Below are 26,022 nucleotides of genomic sequence, written 5' to 3' on the forward strand. Positions count from 1 at the left end.
GGAAAGGGGAGTCATGGGAGGTACCGCACCCGCCCTGACGGTGACGGACCTGACGGCGGGATACGGACCGGTGCACGCGCTGAGGCGCGTCTCGCTGACCGTGCCCGCCGGGGCCGTCGTCACCGTCCTCGGCGGCAACGGCGCCGGCAAGTCCACACTGCTGCGGGCGGTCTCGCGCACCCTGCGGTTCCACGGCGGCGCCGTGGTCTCCGGCACGGTCGCCGCCGCCGGCCGGCCGCTCGACGGGCTGCCGCCCGACCGCGTCGTCGCCGCCGGCGTCTGCCAGGTCCCCGAGGGCCGCCAGGTCTTCGCCCGCATGACCGTCGAGGACAACCTCCGGGCCGGCGGCCTCGCCCGGCGCGGCGACCGCACCGCCAAGGCCGCCGCCCTGCGCCGCGTCCACGAACTCTTCCCCGTCCTCGCCGAGCGCGCCCGGCAGCCCGCCGGGCTGCTCTCCGGCGGCGAACAGCAGATGCTCGCCGTCGGCCGCGCCCTCATGGCCGCCCCCGAACTGCTCCTCCTCGACGAGCCCTCGCTCGGGCTCGCCCCGCTGATGGCCGCCCGGATCGCCGACGCCGTCCGGGAGATCAACGCCCAGGGCACGGCCGTCCTCCTCGTCGAGCAGAACGCGGCGCTGGCCCTGAAGCTCGCCTCCCACGCGTACGTCCTGGAGGTCGGCGAGGTCACCCTCGCCGGCCCCGCCGACGAACTCGCCGCCTCGGACGAGGTCCGCCGCCGCTACCTCGGCGTCGTGGACGCCGAGGCGGCGGAGGACGCCGCCCGCGCCCGCGCCGCCCACCCCGTCCTGTCCCGCTGGGACGAAGCGGCCCGGGCCCCCGCCCGCGGCCCGCGCCGCAAGGAGACACCCCGATGACCACCCCGGACGAGCCGGCCGTGCCCGCCCCCCGCACCCCCGCGCCCGGCCCCGCACCGGCCCGCGACGACGTCCCCGCCCTCACCGTCACCGGCCTCACCGTCCGCTTCGCCGGACTCACCGCCCTCGACGCCGTCGACTTCACCGTCCGCCCCGGCACCGTGCACGCCCTCATCGGGCCCAACGGCGCCGGCAAGTCCACGTGCTTCAACGTGCTCTCCGGCGTGTACCGGGCCACCTCGGGCTCCGTACGCCTCGGCGGCCACGAGCTCACCGAACTGCCCCCGCACCGGATCGCGGACCTCGGCGTCGGCCGGATCTTCCAGAACCTGGCGCTGCCGCCGCGCGCCACCGTCGAGGACAGCCTCATGCTCGGCCGCCACCGGCTCACCCGCACCGGCTTCCTCGCCGCCGGGCTCCGGCTGCCGTCCGCCGCCCGCGAGGAGGCCCGGCACCGGGCCCGGGTCCGCGAGATCGCCGACTTCGTCGGCCTCGGCGACCAGCTCGCGAAACCCGCGGGCTCCCTCCCGTACGGACAGCAGAAACTCGCCGAACTGGCCCGCGCCCTCTGCATGGAGCCCACCCTGCTCCTCCTCGACGAACCCGTCGCCGGCATGACCGCCGACGAACGCCGCCGCACCGCCGCCGTCATCGCCGGCGTCCGCGACGGCCTCGGCATCTCCGTGCTCCTCGTCGAGCACGACATGGGCCTCGTCATGCGGCTCGCCGACTCCGTCACCGTCCTCGAATTCGGCCGCCGCATCGCCGACGGCAGCCCCGCCGACGTACAGAACGACCCGGCGGTCGTCCGCGCCTACCTCGGAGAGGAGACCGCCGCGTGAGCACCTTCGCGGAGTTCCTCATCAACGGGCTCTCCCTGGGCTCCGTCTACGCCCTCATCGCCCTCGGCTTCGTCGTCATCTTCCGCGCCACCGAGGTCGTCAACTTCGCCCACGCCTCGCTGCTCCTGGCCGGCGGCTACCTCGTCGCCGTCCTCCACGAACCGCTCGGCTTCTGGCCCGCGCTGGCCGCCGGCGTCGCGGGCGCGGCCGTCGTCGGCGCCGCCGTCGAGTTCCTCGTCATGCGCCGCCACCGGGGCTCCGACCACAGCGTCCTCGCCATCGTCACCATCGGCGTCGACATCCTCCTCGCCACCGAGCTGACCCGCCGGATCGGCACCGACATCCTCGCCCTCGGCGACCCGTGGGGCGACGCCGTCGTCACCCTCGGCCCGGTGACGATCGCCGAGACCCGGATCGCCGCCCTGCTCGCCGCCGCCCTCCTCATCACCGCCTTCCTGCTCGCCTTCCGGCACACCTCCTGGGGCGTGGCCATGCGGGCCGCCGCCGAGAGCCAGGAGACCGCGGCCCTGATGGGCGTACGGCTCGGCAGGGTCTCGCTCGGCGCCTGGGCGGTCGCCGGGGGCCTGGCGGCCGTCGCCGCGCTCTTCCTCACCGTCTTCCCCACCCCCGGCCTGGAGAAGAGCACCTCGCTCGCCGCCCTCAAGGCCTTCCCCGCCGCCATCCTCGGCGGCCTCGACTCCACCACCGGCGCGCTCGCCGGCGGACTGATCGTCGGCGTCACCGAGTCCCTCGCCACCGGCTACCAGTCCGACCTGGCCTTCCTCGGCCGCGGGATCGGCGACCTCGCCCCCTACCTGGTCATGGTCGCCGTGCTGCTGATCCGCCCGGCCGGCCTCTTCGGCACGAAGGAGCTCGCCCGTGTCTGAGCGCCGCAGGATCCCCGCCGGGGCCTACGCCCGGGCCGCCGCCGGTCTCGGCGGCGTCGTCGCCCTCGTCCTCCCCTTCTACCTGGACCGCTTCTGGCTCCAGGCCGGGCTCTTCGCCATCGCCGCCGCCATCGGCGCCATCGGCATCAACCTCCTCACCGGCGCCACCGGCCAGCTCTCCATGGGCCACGCCTTCTTCCTCGCCGTCGGCGCCTACGGCTACTGCGCCCTCGCCGGCGACGGCACCGACGGGCTCGCCGGCCTCGGTCTGCCCGGCTGGCTCGCCGCCGTCCTCGCCGTCGGCCTCGCGGGCCTCGCCGGCGGGGCGTTCAGCCCCATCGCGGGCCGGCTGCACGGCGCGTACCTCGGCATCGCCACCCTCGCGCTGATCTTCATCGGCCAGCACGTCCTCTTCAACGCCCACGACCTCACCGGCGGCTACAACGGCCGCGCGGTCCCGCCGCTGAACCTCTTCGGCCTCACCTTCGACGACACCGAACTCCTCGTCGCCCAGGTGCCCTTCGGCGCCGTCGAGAAGCTCTGGTACCTGGGCCTGGCACTGCTCCTCGGCGGGGTCCTGTTCGCCCGCGGGGTGCTCCGGGGCCGCCCCGGACGCGCCATGAACGCCATCCGCGACCACCGCATCGCCGCCGGCGTCATGGGCATCCCGGTCGCCCGGCACCGCGCCGCCGTCTTCGTCCTGTCCTCCATGTACGCGGGCCTCGCCGGCGTCCTGCTCGCCCTGGTCTTCCAGCGGACCGTGCCCGAGTACTTCGGCATGGCGCTCTCCCTGGAGTACCTGGCGATGATCGTCATCGGCGGGCTCGGCTCCGTCGCCGGAGCGGTCGCGGGCGGCGTCTTCGTCGCCCTGCTGCCGCAGCTCCTGAACCGGTACGCCGAAGCCCTGCCGCTGGTCTCCGCCCCCGGCACCGGCGGCATCGCCCCCGGCGAGGCCGCCCGCTACCTCTACGGCGCCGCCGTCGTCGGCACCGTCCTCTTCCTGCCCGGCGGCCTCGTGAGGCTCGTCGCGCGAACCCCGATCCACCGACCCTCAGGGGAGACTCGATGACCCACAGACGACAGGCGGCCGTGCGGGGCCTCGCCGCGGCGCTCGCCACCCTCGTCGTGCTCACCGCCGCGGGATGCAGCTCCAAGGCGAAGACCGGCGACGGCAAGGAGACCGGCGCCGGTGGCATCAAGACCGGCGAGGGCGTCACCGACACCACCATCGCCCTCGGCGCCCTCACCGACATGACCGGCGTGTACGCCACCCTCGGCAAGAGCGTCACCCAGGCCCAGCAGCTGTACGTGAAGCAGGTCAACGCCGCCGGCGGCATCTGCGGCCGCAAGCTGGAGCTGACCGTCCGCGACCACGGCTACGACCCCCAGAAGGCGCTCGCCGCCTACACCGAGCTGGAGCCCAAGGTCGTCGGCTTCCCCCAGTTCATCGGCTCCCCGTTCGTCGCCGCCGTCAAGCAGCGCGTCGACGGCCAGGACAAGGGCCTGGTCATGCCCCAGGCCTGGTCGGCCTCCCTCCTCGGCTCCCCGTACATCCGCGTCCTGGGCGCCACCTACGACGTCGAGACGATCAACGCCGTCGACTTCCTCGTCACCGAGAAGGGGCTGACGAAGGGCGACAAGCTCGGGCACGTCTACTTCGAGGGCGACTACGGCGAGAACGCCCTCAAGGGCTCGAAGCACGCCGCCGAGCAGGCCGGCCTGACCATCGTCGAGCAGAAGATCAAGCCGACCGACAACGACATGTCGGCGCAGGTCGCCGCCCTCAAGCAGGCCGGGGTGAAGGCCGTCCTCGTCAGCGCAGGACCGCGCCAGGCCGCCTCCCTGGTCGGGGTGGCCGCCGCGACCGGCCTCCGCGTCCCCGTCGTCGGCAACAACTCCGCCTTCGCCCCCCAGCTCCTCGGCACCCAGGCCGGTCCGGCCCTGGAGAAGATGTACTGGTTCGCCTCCCCGAGCCTCCCCATCGGCGCCGACACCCCGGTCGCGAAGAAGCTCGCGACCGACTACGCGGCCGCCTACCCGGACGACGGCCTCGACAACGGCGTCGTCGCCGGCTGGACCGCCGCGTCCGCCTTCGGCGAGATCCTGCGGAAGGCGTGCGACAAGGGCGACCTCAGCCGCGAGGGCGTCGCCAAGGCGCTCCTCATCCTCAGCGCCCACGACCCCGGCTTCGGCATGACCCACGACTTCAGCGACCCGAAGGCCCCGTCGTCGCGCCAGTCCGTCATCCTCCAGCCCGACAAGAAGGTCCCCGGCGGGATGCGTACGGTCCGGCAGCCCTTCGCCGCGGAGGCGGCCCGGACCTACACCCCCTGACCGGCGCCGACACGACCGCGGGGAGAGGACGAACCCGTCCTCTCCCCGCGGTCGCGTCACCTGGCGGAAATCTTCCGGTGTGATGCTCGGACCATGAACGTCCTGATCGAGGAGAACGCCGCCCACCCGCGCCTGCCCGCCCTGCTCACCGCCTACCACCTGGCCACCGAGGCCGAGAAGGGCGCCGCGGTGACCGGGCCCGCCGACCTCCCGGCCGCCCGCCGCGCCGAGGCCGAGGACCCCGTCGCCGCCTTCGCCGCCGACACCGTGCTGCTCGCCGCCGCCCCGGAGACGGGCGAGGCCGTCGGCTGCCTCGTCCTGAAGGCCGGCCCGGTGCCCGAGGTCAAGCGGGTGTGGGTCGAACCGGACGCCCGCGGCCGGGGACTCGCGGGAGCGCTGATGGGCGAGGCGCTGCGGCGGGCCGCCGCAGCCGGGGCCGAGCGGGTCCGGCTGACCGTCTGGGAGTGGCGGCGGGGCCCCCTCGCCCTCTACCGCAAGCTCGGCTTCGAGCCCGCCCCGTCCTGGGACGACCGCCCCGGGCTGCTCTGCCTGGAGAAGCGCCTCGCCCCCGGCGACCGCGTCGAGCTCCTCGCCCCCGACGCCGTACGGCGGCACGCCGAGGGGCTCGCCGCCCTCCTGGTGGACGCGGTGGACGGCGGCGCCTCCGTGGGCTTCCCGGCGCCCCTGGAGCCCGCCGAGGCGGCCGCCTGGTGGGCCGGGACCGCGGGCACCCGGGACGTGTGGGCGGCCTTCGGGCCGGACGGCGCCGTCACCGGGGCCGTCACCCTCGTGCGCGCCGGCACCGCCAACGGCCGCCACCGCGGCGAGATCGCCCGGCTCCTCGTCCACCGCGCGGCCCGCGGCCGGGGGCTCGGCCGGCGCCTCCTGGCCGCCGCCGAGGCCCACGCGGCCGCCACCGGCCTCACCCTCCTCGTCCTGGACACCCAGACCGACAGCCCCGCCGAGCGGCTGTACCGGGGAGCGGGCTGGACGGCGGCCGGCACCATCCCCGACTACGCCGCGGACCCGTCCGGGGTCCTGCGGCCCACGACCCTCTACTACAAGCTCCTGGCGGCATGACGAAGGGCCCGGAAGCGCGATGCTTCCGGGCCCTTCGGCCGTTCCGTACGACGGCGGGTCAGCGCAGCTGCGCCGCCTCCGCCTGCCGGGCCTCCCGGCTCTCGCGGCGGTTGCCGCGGAAGGTGTTCACTCGGCGGGCCGTCGCGAAGAGGGGGATCACGGCGCCCAGCACGACCTGGAGGGCGCAGCCGGCCTGGAGCAGGAACTGACCGCCGGGGGCGTCGAAGGCCCACGCGGCCAGCATGGCCATCGCCCCGACGATCCAGCTGAGCATGGCCGCCGCGAGGACGCCCCGCGGCTTCGGGTACTCGACCCGGCTCACCATCAGCCACGCCGTGCCGATGATCGCCAGCAGCGTCGGGATGAAGGGGAGCTCCAAGAGGATGATCGAGACCACCGTCAGCGCGCCGAAGGGGCTCGGCATGCCCTGGAACATGCCGTCCTTCATGGTCACGCAGGAGAACCGCGCCAGCCTCAGCACCACGGCGAGCAGCACCACGATCGCGGCGACCGCCGAGACCTTCTGCTGTGCGTCGTCCGCGACCATGCCGTAGACGAGCACGAAGTACGCCGGGGCCAGACCGAAGCTGATCAGGTCCGAGAGGTTGTCGAGCTCGGCGCCCATCGGCGAGCTGCGGAGCTTGCGCGCCACGATGCCGTCGAAGAGGTCGAAGATCGCCGCGCACAGCATCAGTATCACCGCGGTGGCGGCGCTGTTGCGCGCCATCCCGGTCTCCGTGCTGCCGGTGAGGTGCGGGATGAGGATGCCCGTGGTGGTGAAGTACACCGCCATGAAGCCACACGTGGCGTTACCGAGCGTGAGGGCGTCCGCTATGGACAGCCTCAGCGACAGCGGCATCTCCTCCGCCTCCTGGGCCGCCTCCGCATCGGCGTCGGCGCCCCACTCGGCGGCTCGTGTGTCGGGATCAATCACGGTCAATGCGAGTCACCCCCGCGGTCGTGGTCTGCCCGACCTCGACGGCGACCTCGACACCCTCCGGGAGGTAGATGTCGACGCGCGAGCCGAAGCGGATCAGACCGATGCGGTCACCCTGCTCGACCTTCGTCCCCTGCGGGATGTACGGCACGATGCGCCGCGCCACGGCACCCGCGATCTGGATCATCTCGATGTCACCGAGCTCGGTGTCGAAGTGCCAGACGACGCGCTCGTTGTTCTCGGACTCCTTGTTGAAGGCCGGGACGAAGCCGCCGGGGACGTGCTCCACCGAGGTCACCGTGCCGGCCATCGGCGCACGGTTGACGTGCACGTTCAGCGGGCTCATGAAGATGGCGACCCGGGTGCGCCCGTCCTTCCACGGCATGATGCTCTGCACCACGCCGTCGGCGGGGGAGATGACCCGGCCCTGAGCGATCTCGCGCTCGGGGTCGCGGAAGAACCACAGCATGCCGGCCGCGAGCGCGGTGGTCGGCACGGCGATGGCCCGGGCGCGCTTCGAGCGGCCGGAGCGCGCGAGGCTGAGCGCCGCCGTGGCGACGGTCGGCAGGAGCCACGGCGACGCTCCGCGTGCGATGCGGGCGCCCTTGAGGCTGTCGCGGTGTGCAGAGTCTGGGCTGTGGGGCATGGATGACCTTCGTAGCGGATGATGCCGCGCTGGCAACGGGGGGACGGCGGCTTTCCGGCGATGCTATCGGTTGCGGGGCGCAACTGGGCAAGCCAGGAACCGAGTCGACGGCCGGAAGACGAACACGGGGTGTGATCTTCTTCGCGGCCGAATCGACTCAAAACCGACAATCAGCCCTGGAAGCGGTACTCCTCCAGGAGGCGGCGGCCAATGATCATTTTCTGGATCTCGGCGGTACCTTCACCGATGAGCAGCATCGGCGCCTCGCGGTAGAGCCGCTCGATCTCGTACTCCTTCGAGAACCCGTAGCCGCCGTGAATGCGGAAGGCATCCTCCACGACCTCCTTGCAGTACTCGGAGGCGAGGTACTTCGCCATCCCTGCTTCGAGGTCGTTTCGTTCCCCGGAGTCCTTTTTGCGTGCTGCGTTCACCATCATGGCATGGGCGGCCTCGACCTTGGTAGCCATTTCGGCCAATTTGAACTGGATGGCCTGGTGCTGCGCGATCGGCTTTCCGAAGGTCTGACGCTGCTGCGCGTACTGGACGCCCAGTTCGAACGCACGCTGCGCGACGCCGCAACCACGGGCCGCCACGTTGACGCGCCCGACCTCGACACCGTCCATCATCTGGTAAAACCCTCGCCCGGTGACGCCGCCGAGGACACGATTGGCCGGAATACGCAGCCCGTCCATGATGAGCTCGGTCGTGTCGACGCCCTTATAGCCCATCTTGTCGATCTTGCCGGGGATGGTGAGGCCCGGGCGGACCTCTCCGAAGCCGGGCTCCTTCTCGACGAGGAAGGTCGTCATCGACTTGTGGGGCGCCGTGCCCTCGGGGTGGCCTTCGTCACTTCGGACGAGCACGGCCACCAGCGTCGACGTGCCGCCGTTGGTGAGCCACATCTTCTGGCCGTTGAGGACGTACTCGTCGCCGTCCTTGACCGCCTTCGAGGTGATGGCCGACACGTCCGAGCCGAGGCCCGGCTCCGACATCGAGAACGCGCCGCGCGTCTCGCCGGCCGCCATCCGCGGAAGGAAGTACTCCTTCTGCTCCTGGGTGCCGTGCTGCTTCAGCATGTACGCGACGATGAAGTGGGTGTTGATGATGCCGGAGACCGACATCCAGCCGCGGGCGATCTCCTCCACGCAGAGCGCGTAGGTGAGCAGCGACTCACCCAGGCCCCCGTACTCCTCGGGGATCATCAGACCGAAGACGCCGAGCTCCTTGAGCCCGTCCACGATCTGCTGGGGGTACTCGTCGCGGTGCTCCAGCTCGGTCGCGACAGGGATGATCTCCTTGTCGACGAAGTCCCGCACGGTGGCGAGGATCTCCTGCTGGACATCGGTCAGACCGTGGGTCTGGGCGAGTCGCGCCATGGCTTACTTCTCCGACTTCTTGGAAGGCTCGATGAGCTCGGGGCGGCCGGGCTGCTCGCCGCCGCGCGCGTCGATGTACTCGGCGGTCGGGACCATCACCTTGCGGCGGAAGACGCAGACGAGGGTGCCGTCCTGCTTGTAGCCCTTGGTCTCGACGTACACGATCCCGCGGTCCGTCTTCGACTTGGACGGGGTCTTGTCGAGGACCGTGGTCTCGCCGTAGATGGTGTCGCCGTGGAAGGTCGGCGCCACGTGCCGCAGCGACTCGATCTCCAAGTTGGCGATGGCCTTGCCGGAGACGTCCGGCACGGACATGCCGAGCAGCAGCGAGTAGATGTAGTTGCCCACCACCACGTTCCGCTTGAAGTCGGTCGTGTTCTCCGCGTAGTTCACGTCCATGTGCAGCGGGTGGTGGTTCATGGTGAGGAGGCAGAAGAGGTGGTCGTCGTACTCGGTGACCGTCTTCCCGGGCCAGTGCTTGTAGACCGCGCCGACCTCGAACTCCTCGTAGGTGCGTCCGAACTGCATGGGTCAGGCCTCCGGGATCTCGAACTTCGACGTGCGCTGCATGCCGGCGGCGCGGCCCTTGCCGGAGATGACCAGGGCCATCTTGCGGGAGGCCTCGTCGATCATCTCGTCGCCGAGCATCGCGGAGCCCTTCTTCCCGCCGGCCTCGGACGTGTAGTAGTCGTACGCGTCGAGGATCAGCTCGGCGTGGTCGTAGTCCTCCTGCGAGGGCGAGAAGATCTCGTTCGCGGCGGCGACCTGGTCCGGGTGGAGCACCCACTTGCCGTCGAAGCCCAGGGCGGCGGCGCGCCGGGCGACCGCCTTGTAGCCCTCCTGGTTGCGGATCTGGAGGTAGGGGCCGTCGATCGCCTGGAGGTTGTTGGCGCGGGCCGCCATCAGGATGCTCATCAGGATGTGGTGGTACGCGTCCGCCGGGTAGCCGGGCGGCTGCTCGCCGACGACGAGGGACTTCATGTTGATGGAGGCCATGAAGTCGGCCGGGCCGAAGATGATCGTCTCCACGCGCTGCGAGGCCTGCGCGATGGCGTTGACGTTGGTCAGGCCCTGGGCGTTCTCGATCTGCGCCTCGATGCCGATCTTGCCGACCTCGAAGCCCATGGTCTTCTCGATCTGGGTGAGCAGCAGGTCGAGCGCGACGATCTGCTGGGCGTCCTGGACCTTCGGCAGCATGATGCAGTCGAGGTTCTGGCCGGCGCCCTCGACGACGGTGACGACGTCGCGGTACGTCCAGTGGGTCGTCCAGTCGTTGACGCGGACCACGCGGGTCTTGCCGGTCCAGTCGCCCTCGTTGAGGAACTTCACGATGGTGTGGCGGGCCTCGGGCTTGGCCAGCGGCGCGCAGGCGTCCTCCAGGTCCAGGAAGACCTGGTCGGCGGCGAGGCCCTGGGCCTTCTCCAGGAAGCGCGGGTTGGAACCCGGCACCGCGAGACAGGAGCGGCGGGGGCGCAGCCGGTTCACGGAAGGGGCGGTGCTGGTCATGCGAGGACCTCCGTACTTTCGTTTTCTTCCACGGGGCGGAGCTTGTTGGCTTTCCGGATCTCGTCGACGATACGGCCGATGATCTCCGTGATGCCGAAGTCCTTCGGCGTGAAGACCGCCGCGACGCCCGCGCGGCGCAGTTCCTCGCCGTCGGCGTTCGGGATGATGCCGCCGACCACGACCGGGATGTCGGTCGCGCCGGCCTGCTTCAGCCGGTCCAGGACGTCCGGGACGAGCTGGGCGTGCGAACCGGAGAGGATCGACAGGCCGACGGCGTGCACGTCCTCCTCCAGGGCGGCGTCCACGATCTGCTCCGGGGTGAGCCGGATGCCCTGGTAGACCACCTCGAAGCCGGCGTCGCGGGCCCGGACGGCGATCTGCTCGGCGCCGTTGGAGTGTCCGTCCAGGCCCGGCTTGCCGACGAGGAAGCGGAGCTTGCCGATGCCCAGGTCCGCGGCGGTCCGGTCGACCTTGCGGCGGACCTCGGCCAGCGGCGAGCCGGACTCGGCCGGCACGGCGACCGGCGCGGAGGAGACGCCGGTGGGGGCGCGGTACTCGCCGAAGACCTCGCGCAGCGCCCCGGCCCACTCGCCGGTCGTGACGCCCGCGCGGGCGCACTCCAGAGTGGCCTCCATGAGGTTCTCGGTGCCCCGCGCGGCCTCCTTGAGCTGCTCCAGGGCCTGCTGGGTGGTCGGGAAGACGAACGGGTCGCCGTTGCCCTGCCGGTCCGTGGACTCCTGCCGCTCGGCGCGCCAGCGGGTGACGGCCTCGACCACCCGGGCCTCGACGGCCGGGTCGACGGTCTGGATGGCGGTGTCGAGGTCGGCGGTGAGCGGGTTGGGCTCGGTCGTCTCGAAGACGTTGACCCCGACGATCTTGTCCTCGCCGGACTCGATCCGAGCGCGCCGCTCGGCGTGCGAGGCGACCAGCTGGGCCTTGAGGTAGCCGGACTCGACGGCGGCCATCGCCCCGCCCATCTCCTGGATCCGGTCGATCTCGGCGAGGCACTCGGTGACGAGGGCGTCGACCTTGGCCTCGACGACGTGCGAGCCGGCGAAGATGTCCTCGTACTCCAGCAGGTCCGACTCGTGGGCGAGGACCTGCTGGATGCGCAGGGACCACTGCTGGTCCCAGGGCCGGGGGAGGCCCAGGGCCTCGTTCCAGGCCGGGAGCTGGACGGCGCGGGCGCGGGCGTCCTTGGAGAGGGTGACGGCCAGCATCTCCAGGACGATGCGCTGGACGTTGTTCTCCGGCTGGGCCTCGGTCAGGCCGAGCGAGTTGACCTGGACGCCGTAGCGGAAGCGCCGCTGCTTGGCGTCCTGGATGCCGTACCGCTCCAGCGTGATCTTGTCCCAGATGCGGCCGAAGGCGCGCATCTTGCACATCTCCTCGATGAAGCGGACGCCCGCGTTCACGAAGAAGGAGATGCGGGCGACGACCTCGCCGAACCGCTCCTCGGGCACCTGGCCCGAGGCGCGGACGGAGTCGAGGACCGCGATGGCGGTGGACATCGCGTACGAGATCTCCTGGACCGGAGTGGCCCCCGCCTCCTGCAGGTGGTAGCTGCAGATGTTGATCGGGTTCCACTTCGGGATGTTGTTGACCGTGTACGCGATCATGTCCGTCGTGAGGCGGAGCGAGGGGCCGGGCGGGAAGACGTGCGTCCCGCGCGACAGGTACTCCTTCACGATGTCGTTCTGGGTGGTGCCCTGGAGCTTGGTGATGTCCGCACCCTGCTCCTCGGCGGCCACCTGGTAGAGCGCCAGGAGCCACATCGCCGTGGCGTTGATGGTCATCGAGGTGTTCATCTGCTCCAGGGGGATGTCCTGGAACAGCCGGCGCATGTCACCGAGGTGCGAGACCGGGACGCCGACCCGGCCGACCTCGCCGCGGGCGAGGACGTGGTCGGGGTCGTAACCCGTCTGGGTCGGCAGGTCGAAGGCGACCGACAGACCGGTCTGCCCCTTGGCGAGGTTGCGCCGGTACAGCTCGTTGGAGGCCTCGGCGGTCGAGTGACCGGCGTAGGTCCGCATGAGCCACGGCCGGTCCTTCTGGCGCTCAGTCATGTGCGGTCCCCGGCTCAGATGTTGCGGAAGCGGTTGATGGCGTCGATGTGCTGGGCCCGCAGCTCCTCGTCGCGGACACCGAGGCCCTCCTGGGGCGCGAGCGCGAGGACGCCGACCTTGCCCTGGTGCAGGTTGCGGTGGACGTCGTACGCGGCCTGGCCGGTCTCCTCCAGGGTGTACGTCTTCGAGAGGGTGGGGTGGATCTTGCCCTTGGCGATCAGGCGGTTGGCCTCCCACGCCTCGCGGTAGTTGGCGAAGTGCGAGCCGATGATCCGCTTCAGCGACATCCACAGGTAGCGGTTGTCGTACTCGTGCATGTAGCCCGAGGTGGAGGCGCAGGTGGTGATGGTGCCGCCCTTGCGGGTGACGTAGACCGAGGCTCCGAAGGTCTCGCGGCCGGGGTGCTCGAAGACGATGTCGATGTCCTCGCCGCCGGTGAACTCGCGGATCTTGGAGCCGAACCGCTTCCACTCGCGCGGGTCCTGGGTCCGCTCGTCCTTCCAGAACTTGTAGCCCTCGGCGTTGCGGTCGATGACCGCCTCGGCGCCCATGGCCCGGCAGATGTCGGCCTTCTCGGGGGAGGAGACGACACAGATCGGGTTGGCGCCGCCGGCCAGGGCGAACTGGGTGGCGTACGAGCCGAGGCCGCCGGAGGCGCCCCAGATGAGGACGTTGTCGCCCTGCTTCATGCCGGCGCCGTTGCGGGAGACCAGCTGGCGGTAGGCGGTGGAGTTGACCAGGCCGGGGGCGGCGGCCTCCTCCCAGCTGAGGTGCTTCGGCTTCGGCATCAGCTGGTTGGACTTGACGAGCGCGATCTCGGCGAGCCCGCCGAAGTTGGTCTCGAAGCCCCAGATCCGCTGCTCGGGGTCGAGCATCGTGTCGTTGTGGCCGTCGGAGGACTCCAGCTCGACCGAGAGGCAGTGCGCGACGACCTCGTCGCCGGGGGTCCAGGCGTTGACGCCCGGGCCGGTGCGCAGCACGACGCCGGCGAGGTCGGAGCCGATGACGTGATACGGCAGGTCGTGGCGCTTGGTGAGCTCGGAGAGCCGTCCGTAGCGCTCCAGGAAGCCGAAGGTGGAGACGGGCTCGAAGATCGAGGTCCAGACCGAGTTGTAGTTCACGGAGCTGGCCATGACGGCGACGAGCGCCTCGCCCGGGCCGAGCTCGGGGAGCGGCACCTGGTCGAGGTGGAGCGACTTGCGGGGGTCCTTGTCGCGACTGGCGACGCCGGCGAACATCTCGGCCTCGTCCTTGTGGACGGTGACGGCCCGGTACGACTCGGGGAGCTTGATGTTCGCGAAGTCGGCGGACGTCGAGTCCGGCGACTGGATCGCGTCCAGGATTTCCTTCACGGTGTGCCTCCGGCGGAGAGCGTCCGGGGGACCGGACGTCTGAGGGTTACGTCGGGGAGTGCTGCTGCTGTGGAGGTGTGCCGTCGGTTCGGCTCGGGTGGTGCTGTGGCGGCGCCCGGTGGGGCGCGAGGGTTGCCTGTGACGCAGGCGTCCGGGCGCACGGCCGTGGGGCCGCGGGGACAGTCGGAGCGCGGGCTTTCCCGATGCTCCGGCCACCCGGACGAGATCAACGTATGGCACGCCGTGTCACGTGACAAGGCACTGCGTGCCAACAATTTCTCTCAGATGCGAAAAGGTGCTCACGGATGAGCGATGATCGATCGAATGCGGCTCTGAGCTGCGGGAATGCGAAGAGGGCCGCCCCCGGGAAACCGGGGGCGGCCCTCCTGTCGGACCTTCGAAGGTGAGGGAGAAGCGGGCCTCAGCCCTTCGTGAGTGCCTGCTGGATGGTCCGCATGACCTCGTCGAGCGGAGCGTCGGTGCGCGCCACCGCGACCACCACGTCACCCGTGGCGGAGACCTGCGCCGCCGGTGCCTCGCGCGGGGGCCGGACGGTCTGCGGGGCGGTGGGGGAGGACGGCGTGGAGGGGGCCGGACGGCCCGCGCCTATGCCCGAGCCGAAGGTCTCCCGGACGATCGCGAAGGCGTGGTCCAGCTGGGTCTCCACGTCCCCCTGGCCGCCGGCCCGCAGCCACCGCCGCAGCACGTGGTTGTGGGCGGTGACCACCGCCGAGGCCGCCACCTCGGCGAGCAGCGGGTCGTCGTTGCCGTCGTGGTGGTCCCGCTCGTCGAAGTGGCCGAGCAGATAGCGGGTGAAGAGCCGCTCGTAGCGGGCCACCGAGGCGATCTCGCGCTCCCGCAGGGTCGGCACCTCGCGGGTCAGCCGGTAGCGGGCCACGGAGATCGCGGGGGAGCCCGCGTACATCTTCATGACCTCCTTGATGCCCCGGCACACCGTGTCGAGCGGGTGCTCGTGCGGCGGCGCCGCGTTCAGCACCGCCTCCGCCCGCACCAGCGTGTCGTCGTGGTCCGGGAAGATCGCCTCCTCCTTGGACCGGAAGTGGCGGAAGAACGTCCGCCGGGCCACCCCGGCCGCCGCCGCGATCTCGTCGACCGTCGTGGCCTCGTACCCCTTCGTCGCGAAGAGCTCCATCGCGGCGGCCGCCAGCTCCCGCCGCATCTTCAGCCGCTGCGCGGCGGCACGGGTCCCCGCCGCGCTCTCCTGAGCGTCGGGCGAAGAGGTGGCACGGGGTGTCTTCACGGCCTTGGGCATGACCCGAACGTACTGCATCCGTGCAGGAAGGCGCGCCCGCGGGGGCGGGCCCCCGGAGGGCTCCAGGAGCCCTCCCCACCCCCGTGCGGGCTCCTCCGGCTCAGCGCCGGGCATATTCGCGGAAGCCGCGCCCCGTCTTGCGGCCCAGGCAGCCGGCCGCCACCAGGTGCTCCAGGAGCGGCGCCGGGGCCAGGCCCGGGTCGCGGAACTCCCGGTGCAGCACCTTCTCGATCGCCAGCGAGACGTCCAGGCCCACCACGTCGAGCAGTTCGAAGGGGCCCATCGGGTAGCCGCCGCCCAGCTTCATCGCGGTGTCGATGTCGTCCAGCGTCGCGTAGTGCTCCTGGACCATCTTGACCGCGTTGTTCAGGTACGGGAACAGCAGCGCGTTCACGATGAAACCGGCCCGGTCGCCGCAGTCCACCCCGTGCTTGCGGATCTTCGCGGTGACCTCGCGGACGGTGGTGTGCACGTCGTCGGCGGTCAGGACCGTACGGACGATCTCCACCAGCTTCATCGCCGGCGCCGGGTTGAAGAAGTGCATGCCGATGACGTCCTGCGGGCGGCTCGTCGCCTTCGCGCAGGCCACCACCGGCAGCGACGAGGTCGTGGTGGCGAGCACCGCGCCCGGCTTGCAGATCTTGTCGAGCCGGCCGAACAGCTCCTGCTTGACCGCCAGGTCCTCGGCGACCGCCTCGACCGCCAGGTCGACGTCGGCGAAGGCGTCCAGCGAACCGGCCGGGGCGATCCGGGCCAGCGTCTCCTCGCGGGCCTCCTCGGTCATCCGGCCCTTGGCCACCGAGCGGGCCAGCGACTTCGCGATGTACGCCTTGGCCGCGTCCGCCTTCTCCTGCGACCGGGCGGCGAGGACGACGTCGTACCCGGCCTTGGCGAAGACCTCGGCGATGCCGGAGGCCATCGTGCCCGAGCCGGCCACGCCCACCGAGCGGACCTCGCGGCCCGTGCCCCCGGCGCCCGCGGCCGCCGGGGTCAGCGCGTCGGCGACCTTCTCGGCCGAGCCCGGCGCCGCGTAGGTGTAGAAGCCGCGGCCCGCCTTGCGGCCCGTGAGACCGGCCTCGGAGAGCTGCTTCAGGATCGGCGCGGGGGCGTGCAGCCGGTCGTGGGAGGCCTGGTACATCGCGTCCAGGACGGTGCGGGCGGTGTCGATGCCCACCAGGTCGAGCAGTTCGAGCGGGCCCATCGGCAGGCCGCAGCCCAGCTTCATGGCGGCGTCGATGTCCTCGCGGGAGGCGTAGCGGGCCTCGTACATGGCCGCGGCCTGGTTGAGGTAGCCGAAGAGCAGCCCGTCCGCGATGAAGCCCGCCCGGTCGCCGACCGCCACCGGCTCCTTGCCGAGGTCCTCGGCGAGCCGGGTGACCGCCTCCACGGCCCGCGGGTCGGTCAGCACCGAGGAGACGACCTCGACCAGCTTCATCGCCTGGACCGGCGCGAAGAAGTGCAGGCCGAGGACGCGCTCCGGACGGGCGGAGTCGGCGGCGAGCCGGGTCACCGAGAGGGCGTTGGTGCCGGTCGCGAGGATGGCGTCCGGGCGGACGATCCCGTCGAGCGCCCGGAAGACCTCCTGCTTGGTCTCGTACGCCTCCGGGACCACCTCGATGACGAGGTCGGCCGCGGCGGCGGCCTGGAGGTCCGAGTAGACCCGGAAGCGCGCCAGCGCGTCCTGCCGCTCGTCCTCGGTGATGCGCTCACGGGCCACGGCGCGGGCCGTGGACGCCTCCAGGGCGGCGACGGCGCGGGCGGCCGCGGACTCGCTGACGTCGATGCCGACGACCTCGCGGCCGGCCCGGACGAGGACGTCGGCGATGCCGGTGCCCATGGTGCCGAGACCGACGACGGCGATGGTGGAGAGAGGGGTGTCCATCAGGGGACTCCTGAGAGGAAGAGTGACGACTGAAGGCGGTGCGCGCGCACGGGGAAAAGGGCGCGGAAATACCGGAAACGCGGCCGACCGCACGGAGGGCGGCGGCACGGTGTACGGAGACGGCTCCGCCGCGCTCGGGAACGCGGGCCCCGGAGCACGCGGCGGTGAGGCCTTGAGGAAAAGGGGAACGACGCGGGCTCTGTCCCTGAGCCACGTCGAGAACTGCCGAACCGACCAGCGCCCGCCACGGCTGCGTCACCAGGCCGCGGCGAGAAGTGCGGGGGTTCCCCGCTCACTTGAGATTAACCGGCCGGTAACGAGCGCGCCAGTCCTGGGAAGTCGGGAAATTGTGATGTGGATCGCGGATAGCCTCGGTTTCATGGAAATCGCCGAGGGCAACTCCGGGATCGAGTCCGGAGATCCGGAATTCTGCTCGATGATCGATCGATTGCGCGATCAGATCGAGAACGAAGAAGGAAAGCTTCCCCCCGCATTCGGAGAACTCGCCCGCACCCCGGATCCCGAGGAACTCCACCGGCTCCTCACCGCCCCGGGACAGCCGCTCTGGGCCCGCGAGATCGCCGCCTACCGGCTCGGCACCGCCGGCGATCCGCGCGCCTTCGAGGCCCTCGTCCTCCTCCTCAACCACCGGGACCCCGAGCGCTGCGTCACCGCCGCCCACGCCCTCGTCCGGCTCGGCGACCCGCGCACCGCACGCGCCGCCGCCGCGCTGGCCACCAACGAACTACGGGCCGCCTACGCCCTCCTGCCGGTCCGGCTCCTCGCCGACCTGCGCGCGCCCGAGTCCGTCCCCGCCCTCGTCACCGTCCTGGAGCGCCGGCTCGTGGCCGGCGACCCGCACTGGCGGGTCGGTCTCGCCTGCGTCGAGGGCCTGGGCGCCCTCGGCGACCCGGCCGCCCGGGACGTCCTCGAAGCCGCCCTCCCGCACCCCCGCCTCGGCCGCGCCGCCGAACGCTCCCTCGCCCTCCTCGGCCACCCCGCGGTCTGACCGCCCGCCGCCCGGGTCAGCGGACGATCCGCAGCTCCGGCCGCTCCCCCTCGGGGCGCTCCTCCGGCACCAGGGCGAAGGCCTCGACCTCCATCAGCAGCTCGGGCCGCACCAGCGCGCCCACCTGCACCGCCGAGCTCGCGGGCAGCGGCAGCCCGGCGAAGGCGGCGTCCCGCGCGTCCCGCACGGCCGGCAGGTGGGCCACGTCGGTGAGGAAGTACGTCAGCTTCACCACGTCCCCGAAGCCCGCGCCGGCGGCGGCCAGGCAGCGCTCCAGGTTCGCGAAGACCTGCCGGGCCTGGGCCGCCGGGTCCCCCACGCCCACCGGAGCGCCCTCCCCGTCCAGTGCCAGCTGCCCGGAGATCGCCACGAACCGGCCGGTCCCCCAGACGACGTGGCTGTACTGGGCGCTCGGCGCGAGGCCCTCGGGGGCGGGCACATGGGTGAGGTGGCTGGTCATGCGGGCCATCCTCGCCCACGCCACCGACAACGCCCGCGCCCTTCGGGGGCGCGGGCGTCAGGAGTGACGAGAACCACAGGTCAGCGCACGTGGCCGAGCAGTCCGTGGAGGGTGGTCCCGAGGACCGGCCCGTCGCCGGCCGCGACCCGCTCCCGCGGCTCCTCACCCGTCTTCGGCTTCGGGGTCGGGGCGGGCTCGGGCGCCGGGAGCGCCGCGCAGACCGCGTCCACCTCCGCCCCACCCTCGGCGCGCGGCACCGCGCCCGTCGCGAGGTAGGTGCTCAGGTGTTCGTCGAGGCACTCGTTGCCGGCCAGGGTCACGCCGTGGTTCCCGCCGCCCCGCTCGACGACCAGGCTGGAGCCGTGCAGCATCCGGTGGAGGGCGAGCCCGCCCTCGTAGGGGGTGGCGGCGTCGTCGGTGGCCTGGAGGACGAGGACCGGGGGCAGCCGGTCGTTGGTCACGTCCGGCGGGGTGAGCGGCTCCACCGGCCAGAACGCGCAGGGCGCGTTGTACCAGGCGTTGTTCCAGGTCGAGAAGGGCGCCTTGGCGTGGACCTCCCAGTTGTCCTTCCGCCAGACGCTCCAGTCCTTGGGCCAGGCGGCATCCCGGCACTGGACGGCCGTGTAGACGGAGTAGCCGTTGTCGGTGGCGGAGTCGGCCTCGGCGTACCGCTCGTAGGCGGCGACGAGCGGGGCGGTGTCCTTCTCGTTCACGTACGCGGAGAAGGCGCTCGCCAGCTTCGGCCAGTACCCGTCGTAGTAGCCGCCGGGCAGGAAGGTGTCCTCCAGCTCGCCCGGCCCGACCTTGCCGCCCGCCGGCGAGTCGCGGAGCTCCTCGCGCATCCGGTACCAGGCGGCCTCGACCGCCGCCGGATCCCTGCCGAGCCCGTACGCGTCGTGGTGCTTCGCCACCCAGGCCATGAGGTCCTTGTGGCGGGTGTCGAAGGCGTAGTCCTGCGCGATGTTGTCCTCGTACCAGACCCCGTGCGGGTTGACCACGGAGTCCAGCGCCATCCGCCGCACCCGCTCCGGGTACAGCCGGGCGTACACGGCGCCGAGGTAGGTGCCGTACGAATAGCCGAGGTAGTTGATCCGTTCCGCGCCCAGCGCACCGCGGATCAGGTCGAGGTCGCGGGCCGCGGAGACGGTGTCGATGTGCGGGAGCACGTCGGCGTGCTTCTCGCCGCAGGCGGCCGCGAAGGCCTGGGCCCGCTCCAGGGCGGTCCGCTCCGCCCGGGCGCCGCGCGGCACCGAGTCGGGGCGCACCGGGTCGAAGTGGCCGGGCCGGCAGTCGAGCGCGGGCTCGCTCCTGCCGACGCCGCGCGGGTCGAAGCCGATGACGTCGTACTGGGCGGCGACCTTCGCGGGCAGCGCGGCGGCGACGTAGCCGGCCATGCCCCGGCCGCTGCCGCCCGGGCCGCCCGGGTTGACCAGGAGGGGGCCCTGGAAGGTCTTCGCGGTGTGCGGGATCCGGGTCAGGGCGAGCGTGATGCTCCGGCCGGCCGGGTCGTCGTGGTCGAGCGGCACCTTGAGGGTGCCGCACTGGAGCCTCGGGTACGCCTTGGTGCCGCAGTCGGTCCAGGCGAGCGGGGGGAGGGGGCGGGGGACCGGTTCACCGGTGCCCGCGGCGGACGCGGGCAGGACGGCGACCGTCCCGGCGACCAGCGCCCCAGCGGCGATCAGCATTCCTGCGCGGGTGGTCATGGAGCCTGGAGTGCCCCGCCGGGGGCGTGACACGACCTGTTGTGCCCGGGAACGACCCGAACGGAGGGCGCGCCGACGGCGTGTCAGGTGACCTCCCGGCGTGTCGGCGGGCTCAGAGGAGGGTGAGCTGCTCCGGTCCGCTCGCCGCCGCGTCCGGGTCCTCGCGCGGGTGGGCGACGCGGCGCGGGGTGCCCCGGTGGGCCGGCCCGATGCCGAACTCGGCGGCCAGCTCGTGGACCTGACGGGTGATGCGGCGCTGGTACCAGGTCGGCGCGTAGGCGCCGCCCGCGTACATCCGCTCGTACCGGCCGACCAGGTGGGGGTGGTGGTGGGCGAGCCAGCTCATGAACCACTCGCGGGCGCCCGGGCGCAGGTGGAGCACGAGCGGGGTGACGGAGACCGCGCCGGCCTCGGCGATCGCGCGGACGGTGGCGCGCAGCTGCTCGGGGGAGTCGCCGAGGAAGGGCACGACGGGGGCCATGAGGACGCCGCAGCCGATGCCGTGGTCGCCGAGCGCGCGGACCACGTCGAGGCGGCGGTGCGGGGCGGGGGTGCCGGGTTCGATCGTCCGCCACAGCTCCTCGTCGGTGAAGCCGACCGAGACGGAGACGCCGACCTCGGTGACCTCGGCGGCCTGGGTGAGCAGCTCCAGGTCGCGCAGGATCAGGGTGCCCTTGGTGAGGATGGAGAAGGGGTTGGCCCGGTCGCGCAGCGCCGTGAGGATGCCGGGCATCAGGCGGTAGCGTCCCTCGGCCCGCTGGTAGCAGTCGACGTTGGTGCCCATGGCGATGTGGGCGCCCTGCCAGCGCCGGGAGGCGAGCTGGCGGGTGAGCAGCTCGGGGGCGTTGACCTTCACCACGATCTGGGAGTCGAAGCCGAGGCCGGTGTCGAGGTCCAGGTAGCTGTGGGTCTTGCGGGCGAAGCAGTAGACGCACGCGTGCGTGCAGCCGCGGTACGGGTTCACGGTCCACTCGAAGGGCATCCGGGAGGCGCCGGGGACGCGGTTGAGGATGGACCGGGCCCGGACCTCGTGGAACGTGATGCCGCGGAACTCGGGGGTGTCGAAGGTCCGGGTGGTGACCGCGTCCGCGCCGAACAGGGCGGTGTCGGCCGGCACGGACGGGGTGTCGCCCAGATGGTCCCAGCGCATGGACGCCTCCTCGATCGATTTCGTTCGTACGTTCGACTTTCCTCCCGACTAGAATAGAACAACTGTTCTCTTGATCGTCGCGACCTGGATTTCGCCCGCCGCGGGGCTCGTGGTTCTCTTGGCGCACAGCCCCGAGACACCCCCGAGAACCACGAGCTGGAGGAAATGCGATGGCGCAGGTCGAGGCCACGACGGAACGGATCATCGCGGCGGACGCGGAGACCGTGTTCGACGCGCTGGCCGACTACAGCGGCACGCGCGCGAAGCTGCTGCCCGAGCACTTCAGCGAGTACGAGGTGCGCGAGGGCGGCGACGGCGAGGGCACCCTCGTCCACTGGAAGCTCCAGGCCACCAGCAAGCGCGTCCGCGACTGCCTGCTCGACGTCACCGAGCCCACCGACGGGCAGCTCGTCGAGAAGGACCGCAACTCCTCCATGGTCACCACCTGGACCGTGACCCCGGCCGGGGAGGGCAAGTCCCGCGCCGTCGTCACCTCCGTCTGGAACGGCGCCGGCGGCATCGGCGGCTTCTTCGAGCGGACCTTCGCCCCCAAGGGGCTCGCCCGGATCCACGACGCGGTCCTCGCCAACCTCGCGGCCGAGACCGAGAAGTAACGCCCGGGGCGTTCACCGATTCGAGTGGATTCCCCGCCGCCCCCGTACCGGCGCCCGAAGTGGCCAGGGGGCGCGGGGAGTTCCGCAAAGGCGCTGATGAGCGCCGCCCGCACCCCTTCGTTCCCCGTCGCACGCCCCCCGCGACCCCCTGTCGGGCCACCTCCCGCCGCCCCCGCCCGACTTGCTCCCGCTTCGCGCCCGATGCGAAGAATGGCCCGTCCCCGAGGGCGCCTTCGCGCCGAGGCCGCCGCGCCGGGGGCGACGCCATGACGAGGGGAGCCGTACGTGGGTGCGATCACGCTGGTGAAGGACGCCGGGGGGGCCTCCGCGCTCCCCGGGGACGGCCCGCCCGGCGGACCCCCGCCGCCCGCCCCCGCCGAGACCCCGCTCGACCCCCGCCGCGTCCGGCTCGTCTTCTCCGGCCTCATGCTCGCGCTGCTCCTGGCCGCCCTGGAGCAGATGATCGTCGCCACCGCCCTGCCGAAGATCGTCGGCGAACTCCAGGGCCTGGACCGGATGTCCTGGGCCATCACCGCCTATCTGCTGACCTCCACCATCGGCCTGCCCGTCTACGGAAAGCTCGGCGACCTCCTCGGCCGCAAGAGCGTCTTCCTCTTCGCCATCGTCGTCTTCGTCATCGGCTCGGGACTCGCCGGCTGGTCCCGCACCATGGACGAGCTCATCGCCTTCCGCGCACTCCAGGGCGTCGGCGCCGGCGGCCTCATGATCGGCGTGCAGGCGATCATCGCCGACATCGTCCCGGCCCGCGAACGCGGCCGCTACATGGGCCTGATCGGCGCCGCCTTCGGTCTCGCCTCGGTCGCCGGACCGCTCCTCGGCGGCTTCTTCACCGACCACGTCTCCTGGCGCTGGTGCTTCTACTTCAACGTCCCCTTCGGGCTCGTCACCCTGGCCGTCGTCGCCGCCGTCCTCAAGCTGCCCAAGCCGAAGGTCCGCGCCCGCTTCGACGTCCTCGGCACCCTGCTCCTCGCCGCCGCCTCCACCTGCCTGGTCCTGCTGACCAGTTGGGGCGGGACGGAGTACGACTGGGACGACCGGGTCGTCATCGGCCTCGGCTGCGGCGCCGCCGGAACGGTCCTGCTCTTCCTGGTCGTCGAGCATCTCGCTCCCGAACCCCTCATCCCGCTGCGGCTGTTCCGCGACTCGGTCTTCACCGTCACCGCCCTCGTCGGCGCCGTCGTCGGCATCGCCCTCTTCGGGGCCGCCAGCTACTTGCCGAGCTTCCTGCAGATGGTCGAGGGCGCCACCGCCACCGAGTCCGGGCTCCTGATGCTCCCGCTCATGGGCGGGATCGTCGTCGCCTCCGTCGTCTCGGGGCAGCTCATCAGCCGCACCGGCCGCTACAAGATCTACCCGGTGCTCGGCTCCGCCCTCGCCGTCCTCGGCATGGCCCTGCTCTCCCGCATGGACATCGGCACCCCGCGCCTCACCCACAGCCTCTGGCAAGCGGTCCTCGGCACCGGCATCGGCCTCATCATGCCGGTGCTCATCCTCGCCGTGCAGAACAGCGTCCCGCCCGGCGACCTCGGCACCGCCACCAGCGCCCACAACTACTTCCGCCAGATCGGCGGCAGCGTCGGCGCCGCGGTCTTCGGCACCGTCTTCGCCGCCCGCCTCGACTCCGCCCTCGCCGACCGGCTGACGGCGGTCCCGGACGCCGGCGCCCACGGTGCCGCCCTCCCGCCCGCCGAGGCGATCACCCCGGCGACCGTCCACGCGCTGCCGCCCGCCCTGCGCGACCTCTACGTCCAGGCGTACGCCGACGCCATGCCGCGGATCTTCCTCTACCTCGTGCCGGTCCTCGTGCTCGGCCTCGTCCTCGCCTTCTTCCTCAAGGAGCAACCGCTGGTGTCCCACCCCACCCCCGCCACCGAGGCCGCCGACACCCGCCACGTCCCCGGCGACCGGGGCGTCCCGCACGCCCGCCACGCCGCCCCCGCCCCCGCCGCCCCGCCCCCGCACGCCGGGGTGCCGGTCTGCGGCACCGTCCAGCACCACGACGGCAGCCGCGTCCCGCGCGCCGCGCTCACCCTCATCGACGTCGGCGGCCGCCAGATCGGCCGCGGGGCCAGCGGCGAGGACGGCCGGTACGCGCTCAGCGTGCCCGGCGGCGGCTCGTACGTGCTCATCGCCGCCGCGGGCGGGCACCAGCCGCAGGCCGTCTCCGTGACCGTCGGCGACCGCCCGGTCGAACTCGACGTGGTCCTCGGCGGCGCCGGCCGCCTGGCCGGCAGCGTCCTCACCGCCGACGGCACCCCCGTCAGGGACGCCGCCGTCACCCTCACCGACGTCCGCGGCGAGGTCGTCGCCTCCACCCGCAGCGGCCGCGAGGGCGGCTACGTGATCACCGAACTGGTCGCCGGCGAGTACACCCTCGCGGCCAGCGCCCCCGCCTATCGGCCCGCCGCCGTCCCGGTCAGCGTCCAGTCCGCCCGCGAGACCCGCCAGGACATCGAACTCGCGGGCGGAGCGGTCCTGCGCGGCACGGTCAGGGCCGGCGGCGGCAGGCCCGTCGAGGACGCCCGCGTGACCCTGCTCGACGCGGCCGGCAACGTCGTCGACACCCTCACCACCGGCCCCGACGGCACCTTCCGCTTCGTCGACCTGTCCTCCGGCGAGTACACCGTCATCGCCGCCGGCTACCCGCCCGTCGCCACCGTCCTCCAGGTCGCCGGCGGAGGCCGCACCGAACGCGACCTCCAGCTCGGCCACCAGGACTGACCCGGCCCGGTGCCTCAGGGGGCGGTCGGCGCGGACCTGCGCAGAGCGGCGATGCAGCTGCCGATCGCCTCCTGGAGGGCTTCGAGGCGCTGGAGCATGTCCTCCTCGTAGATCTCCTCCTCCATCACCTCGTCGAGGGTCAGCTCCTCGAAGACCTTCGTGGCCTTCTGGAGGGAGCTGTAGAAGCGGGTCCTGCGCTCCTGCACCCGCAGCGCCGGGTCCTCCTCGACGGCCTTCGCCACCAGCCCCTTCACCGACTCGTACGCCTCGCCGGCCCACTCGCCGGCCTCCTCCGAGTCGTCCAGCTCGTCGATCAGCGACAGATGGCGCTCGGCCTCCGCCCGCACCTCGGCCGGGGCCTCCACGGTCTGCCCCGCCGGCGTCCTGACCTGCCCGCTCTCCACGATCTGCCGGACGTAGCCGACCCGGTCGGCGACCTTCGCCTCCGTCGCCACCGCCTTCTTCAGATCGTCGGTGCGGGCGATCGCCCGGGCCATCTCCGTCTGGAGCGCAGGGTCCTCCTTCATCCGGTCGAGGAGCGCCCCGCGCGCCGCCTCCGCCGTCCCCGGGTCGGCGAGGATCGCGGCCCGCAGCGCCGTCGGGTTCTCCGCCACCTCCAGCGCCTTCGTCGGGCGGATGCCCTCGGCCTCCGCCGCCGCGCTGATCGCCTGACCGCGCACGGAGGACGCGCTGTTGCGGGAGGTGTAGTACGACAGCCACACGTCGGCGTCCGGGAGCTCGATGTCGGCGCCCGGCTCCAGGACCTCGAACTGCGGCACCAGGCCGTCGTCCGCCGCCATGTCCCACGCCTTGTAGTAGCGCATCACGCGCTCCGCCGAGCACCCGGCGAGCGCGGCGAACGCCCGCGCCGACACCTTCCGCGCCGCCGTGCCCTCGGCCGCCTGGCCGCCGGGCCGCACGCTGCGCGCCACCTTCAGCGCGAACGTCCAGCCGCCGGTCCTGGCGTACACCCCGAAGTCCCGGGCGTCCCGGACGACGACCGGGTCGTGGTCGGCCGGATCGGCGGCGGCCTCGTCCGCGTCGGACGCCTCCGCGTCGGTCGCCTCCCCGACGGCCTCCCCGGCCGCCTCCGGCGCGGGGGAGGGCTCCGGGACCCAGAAGTTCTCCTCGGCCCCGGAGGCGGCCTCGGGCACGTGCTCGGACGCGGGCCGGGGAACGGTCTCGGCCTCGGTTTCGGAGGGGGAGAGGGCGGGGACGGGGGAGGGGGTGGCGTCGGAAGGATCGAGGGCGATGGTCACCGAGAGCACTCCGGTCGGTCGGGCGGGACA

At 72.4% G+C, this 26,022-nt stretch carries 22 protein-coding genes; 9 read left to right on the top strand and 13 right to left on the bottom strand.

Annotated features, from left to right (window positions below; all coding sequences use genetic code 11):
* Positions 1–13 precede the first annotated feature (13 nt).
* The 6 genes from ACFZCF_RS20480 to ACFZCF_RS20505 all read left to right on the top strand — a co-directional run bounded on the left by ACFZCF_RS20480 (position 14) and on the right by ACFZCF_RS20505 (position 6,017).
* Positions 14–874, top strand: coding sequence for an ABC transporter ATP-binding protein (locus ACFZCF_RS20480; RefSeq protein ID WP_388445411.1), 861 nt, complete (start codon positions 14–16; stop codon positions 872–874).
* The gene (locus ACFZCF_RS20485) at positions 871–1,716 is read left to right on the top strand and encodes an ABC transporter ATP-binding protein (RefSeq protein ID WP_388445414.1); all 846 of its coding nucleotides are present in this window, start codon (positions 871–873) and stop codon (positions 1,714–1,716) included. The genes ACFZCF_RS20480 and ACFZCF_RS20485 overlap by 4 nt, the downstream gene beginning before the upstream one ends.
* Positions 1,713–2,603 carry a branched-chain amino acid ABC transporter permease gene (locus ACFZCF_RS20490; RefSeq protein WP_391287824.1) on the top strand — a complete coding sequence of 297 codons (891 nt, stop codon included), beginning with the start codon at positions 1,713–1,715 and terminating at the stop codon, positions 2,601–2,603. The genes ACFZCF_RS20485 and ACFZCF_RS20490 overlap by 4 nt, the downstream gene beginning before the upstream one ends.
* 10 nt (positions 2,604–2,613) lie before the next feature.
* On the top strand, positions 2,614–3,672 hold the full coding sequence (locus tag ACFZCF_RS20495; RefSeq protein WP_388446309.1) for a branched-chain amino acid ABC transporter permease: 1,059 nt from the start codon (positions 2,614–2,616) through the stop codon (positions 3,670–3,672).
* Entirely contained in the window at positions 3,669–4,937 is a 1,269-nt protein-coding gene (locus tag ACFZCF_RS20500) for an ABC transporter substrate-binding protein (protein WP_388445420.1), read from the top strand. Before ACFZCF_RS20495 ends, ACFZCF_RS20500 begins: the two co-directional genes overlap by 4 nt.
* A 93-nt stretch (positions 4,938–5,030) precedes the next feature.
* Positions 5,031–6,017 carry a GNAT family N-acetyltransferase gene (locus ACFZCF_RS20505; RefSeq protein WP_388445423.1) on the top strand — a complete coding sequence of 329 codons (987 nt, stop codon included), beginning with the start codon at positions 5,031–5,033 and terminating at the stop codon, positions 6,015–6,017.
* A 58-nt stretch (positions 6,018–6,075) separates the two neighbouring features.
* On the opposite strand, the gene pssA is transcribed toward ACFZCF_RS20505, so the two are convergent.
* From pssA to ACFZCF_RS20550, 9 genes are all read right to left on the bottom strand, one after another.
* Positions 6,076–6,951 carry a CDP-diacylglycerol--serine O-phosphatidyltransferase gene (gene pssA, locus ACFZCF_RS20510; RefSeq protein ID WP_388446312.1) on the bottom strand — a complete coding sequence of 292 codons (876 nt, stop codon included), beginning with the start codon at positions 6,949–6,951 and terminating at the stop codon, positions 6,076–6,078.
* The gene (locus ACFZCF_RS20515; protein WP_388445426.1) at positions 6,944–7,600 is read right to left on the bottom strand and encodes a phosphatidylserine decarboxylase; all 657 of its coding nucleotides are present in this window, start codon (positions 7,598–7,600) and stop codon (positions 6,944–6,946) included. The genes pssA and ACFZCF_RS20515 overlap by 8 nt, the downstream gene beginning before the upstream one ends.
* A gap of 170 nt (positions 7,601–7,770) precedes the next feature.
* Positions 7,771–8,976, bottom strand: coding sequence for an acyl-CoA dehydrogenase family protein (locus tag ACFZCF_RS20520; RefSeq protein WP_388445429.1), 1,206 nt, complete (start codon positions 8,974–8,976; stop codon positions 7,771–7,773).
* Between the two features lie 3 nt (positions 8,977–8,979).
* A complete protein-coding gene (locus ACFZCF_RS20525) occupies positions 8,980–9,504 on the bottom strand; it encodes a MaoC family dehydratase (protein ID WP_116158043.1) in 525 nt (174 codons plus the stop codon).
* Positions 9,505–9,507: 3 nt separating this feature from the next.
* The gene (locus ACFZCF_RS20530) at positions 9,508–10,482 is read right to left on the bottom strand and encodes an HpcH/HpaI aldolase/citrate lyase family protein (protein WP_388445432.1); all 975 of its coding nucleotides are present in this window, start codon (positions 10,480–10,482) and stop codon (positions 9,508–9,510) included.
* The gene (locus ACFZCF_RS20535) at positions 10,479–12,548 is read right to left on the bottom strand and encodes a protein meaA (RefSeq protein ID WP_388445435.1); all 2,070 of its coding nucleotides are present in this window, start codon (positions 12,546–12,548) and stop codon (positions 10,479–10,481) included. The genes ACFZCF_RS20530 and ACFZCF_RS20535 overlap by 4 nt, the downstream gene beginning before the upstream one ends.
* A 14-nt stretch (positions 12,549–12,562) precedes the next feature.
* Complete coding sequence (ccrA, locus tag ACFZCF_RS20540) at positions 12,563–13,900, bottom strand: crotonyl-CoA carboxylase/reductase (RefSeq protein ID WP_388445438.1); 1,338 nt, start codon at positions 13,898–13,900, stop codon at positions 12,563–12,565.
* 421 nt (positions 13,901–14,321) lie between these two features.
* Complete coding sequence (locus ACFZCF_RS20545; protein ID WP_388445441.1) at positions 14,322–15,191, bottom strand: TetR family transcriptional regulator; 870 nt, start codon at positions 15,189–15,191, stop codon at positions 14,322–14,324.
* 82 nt (positions 15,192–15,273) lie between these two features.
* A complete protein-coding gene (locus tag ACFZCF_RS20550) occupies positions 15,274–17,055 on the bottom strand; it encodes a 3-hydroxybutyryl-CoA dehydrogenase (protein ID WP_391287829.1) in 1,782 nt (593 codons plus the stop codon).
* A gap of 379 nt (positions 17,056–17,434) precedes the next feature.
* On the opposite strand from ACFZCF_RS20550, the gene ACFZCF_RS20555 reads away from it, so the two are divergent.
* The gene (locus tag ACFZCF_RS20555) at positions 17,435–18,064 is read left to right on the top strand and encodes a HEAT repeat domain-containing protein (protein WP_391287831.1); all 630 of its coding nucleotides are present in this window, start codon (positions 17,435–17,437) and stop codon (positions 18,062–18,064) included.
* A gap of 16 nt (positions 18,065–18,080) precedes the next feature.
* Here ACFZCF_RS20555 and ACFZCF_RS20560 read toward each other — a convergent pair whose 3' ends face one another.
* From ACFZCF_RS20560 to ACFZCF_RS20570, 3 genes are all read right to left on the bottom strand, one after another.
* Positions 18,081–18,524 (bottom strand): RidA family protein, encoded by a 444-nt coding sequence (locus ACFZCF_RS20560; protein ID WP_388445450.1) that lies wholly within the window; start codon positions 18,522–18,524, stop codon positions 18,081–18,083.
* Positions 18,525–18,604: 80 nt separating this feature from the next.
* Positions 18,605–20,227 (bottom strand): alpha/beta fold hydrolase, encoded by a 1,623-nt coding sequence (locus tag ACFZCF_RS20565; protein ID WP_391287833.1) that lies wholly within the window; start codon positions 20,225–20,227, stop codon positions 18,605–18,607.
* Positions 20,228–20,339: 112 nt separating this feature from the next.
* Entirely contained in the window at positions 20,340–21,377 is a 1,038-nt protein-coding gene (locus ACFZCF_RS20570; RefSeq protein ID WP_391287834.1) for an Rv2578c family radical SAM protein, read from the bottom strand.
* Between the two features lie 170 nt (positions 21,378–21,547).
* Between ACFZCF_RS20570 and ACFZCF_RS20575 the strand changes: the two genes are divergently transcribed.
* Positions 21,548–21,991: an SRPBCC family protein gene (locus ACFZCF_RS20575; protein WP_388445459.1), complete on the top strand. Its 444-nt coding sequence runs from the start codon at positions 21,548–21,550 to the stop codon at positions 21,989–21,991.
* Positions 21,992–22,276: 285 nt separating this feature from the next.
* On the top strand, positions 22,277–24,733 hold the full coding sequence (locus ACFZCF_RS20580) for a DHA2 family efflux MFS transporter permease subunit (protein ID WP_391287837.1): 2,457 nt from the start codon (positions 22,277–22,279) through the stop codon (positions 24,731–24,733).
* Between the two features lie 14 nt (positions 24,734–24,747).
* Here the strand turns inward: ACFZCF_RS20580 and ACFZCF_RS20585 are convergent, their stop codons facing one another.
* Entirely contained in the window at positions 24,748–25,992 is a 1,245-nt protein-coding gene (locus ACFZCF_RS20585; protein ID WP_391287839.1) for a hypothetical protein, read from the bottom strand.
* Positions 25,993–26,022: the final 30 nt, after the last annotated feature.

Origin of the sequence: Streptomyces sp. NPDC007945, from assembly GCF_042958885.1 — a bacterium.
GTDB lineage: Bacteria > Actinomycetota > Actinomycetes > Streptomycetales > Streptomycetaceae > Streptomyces.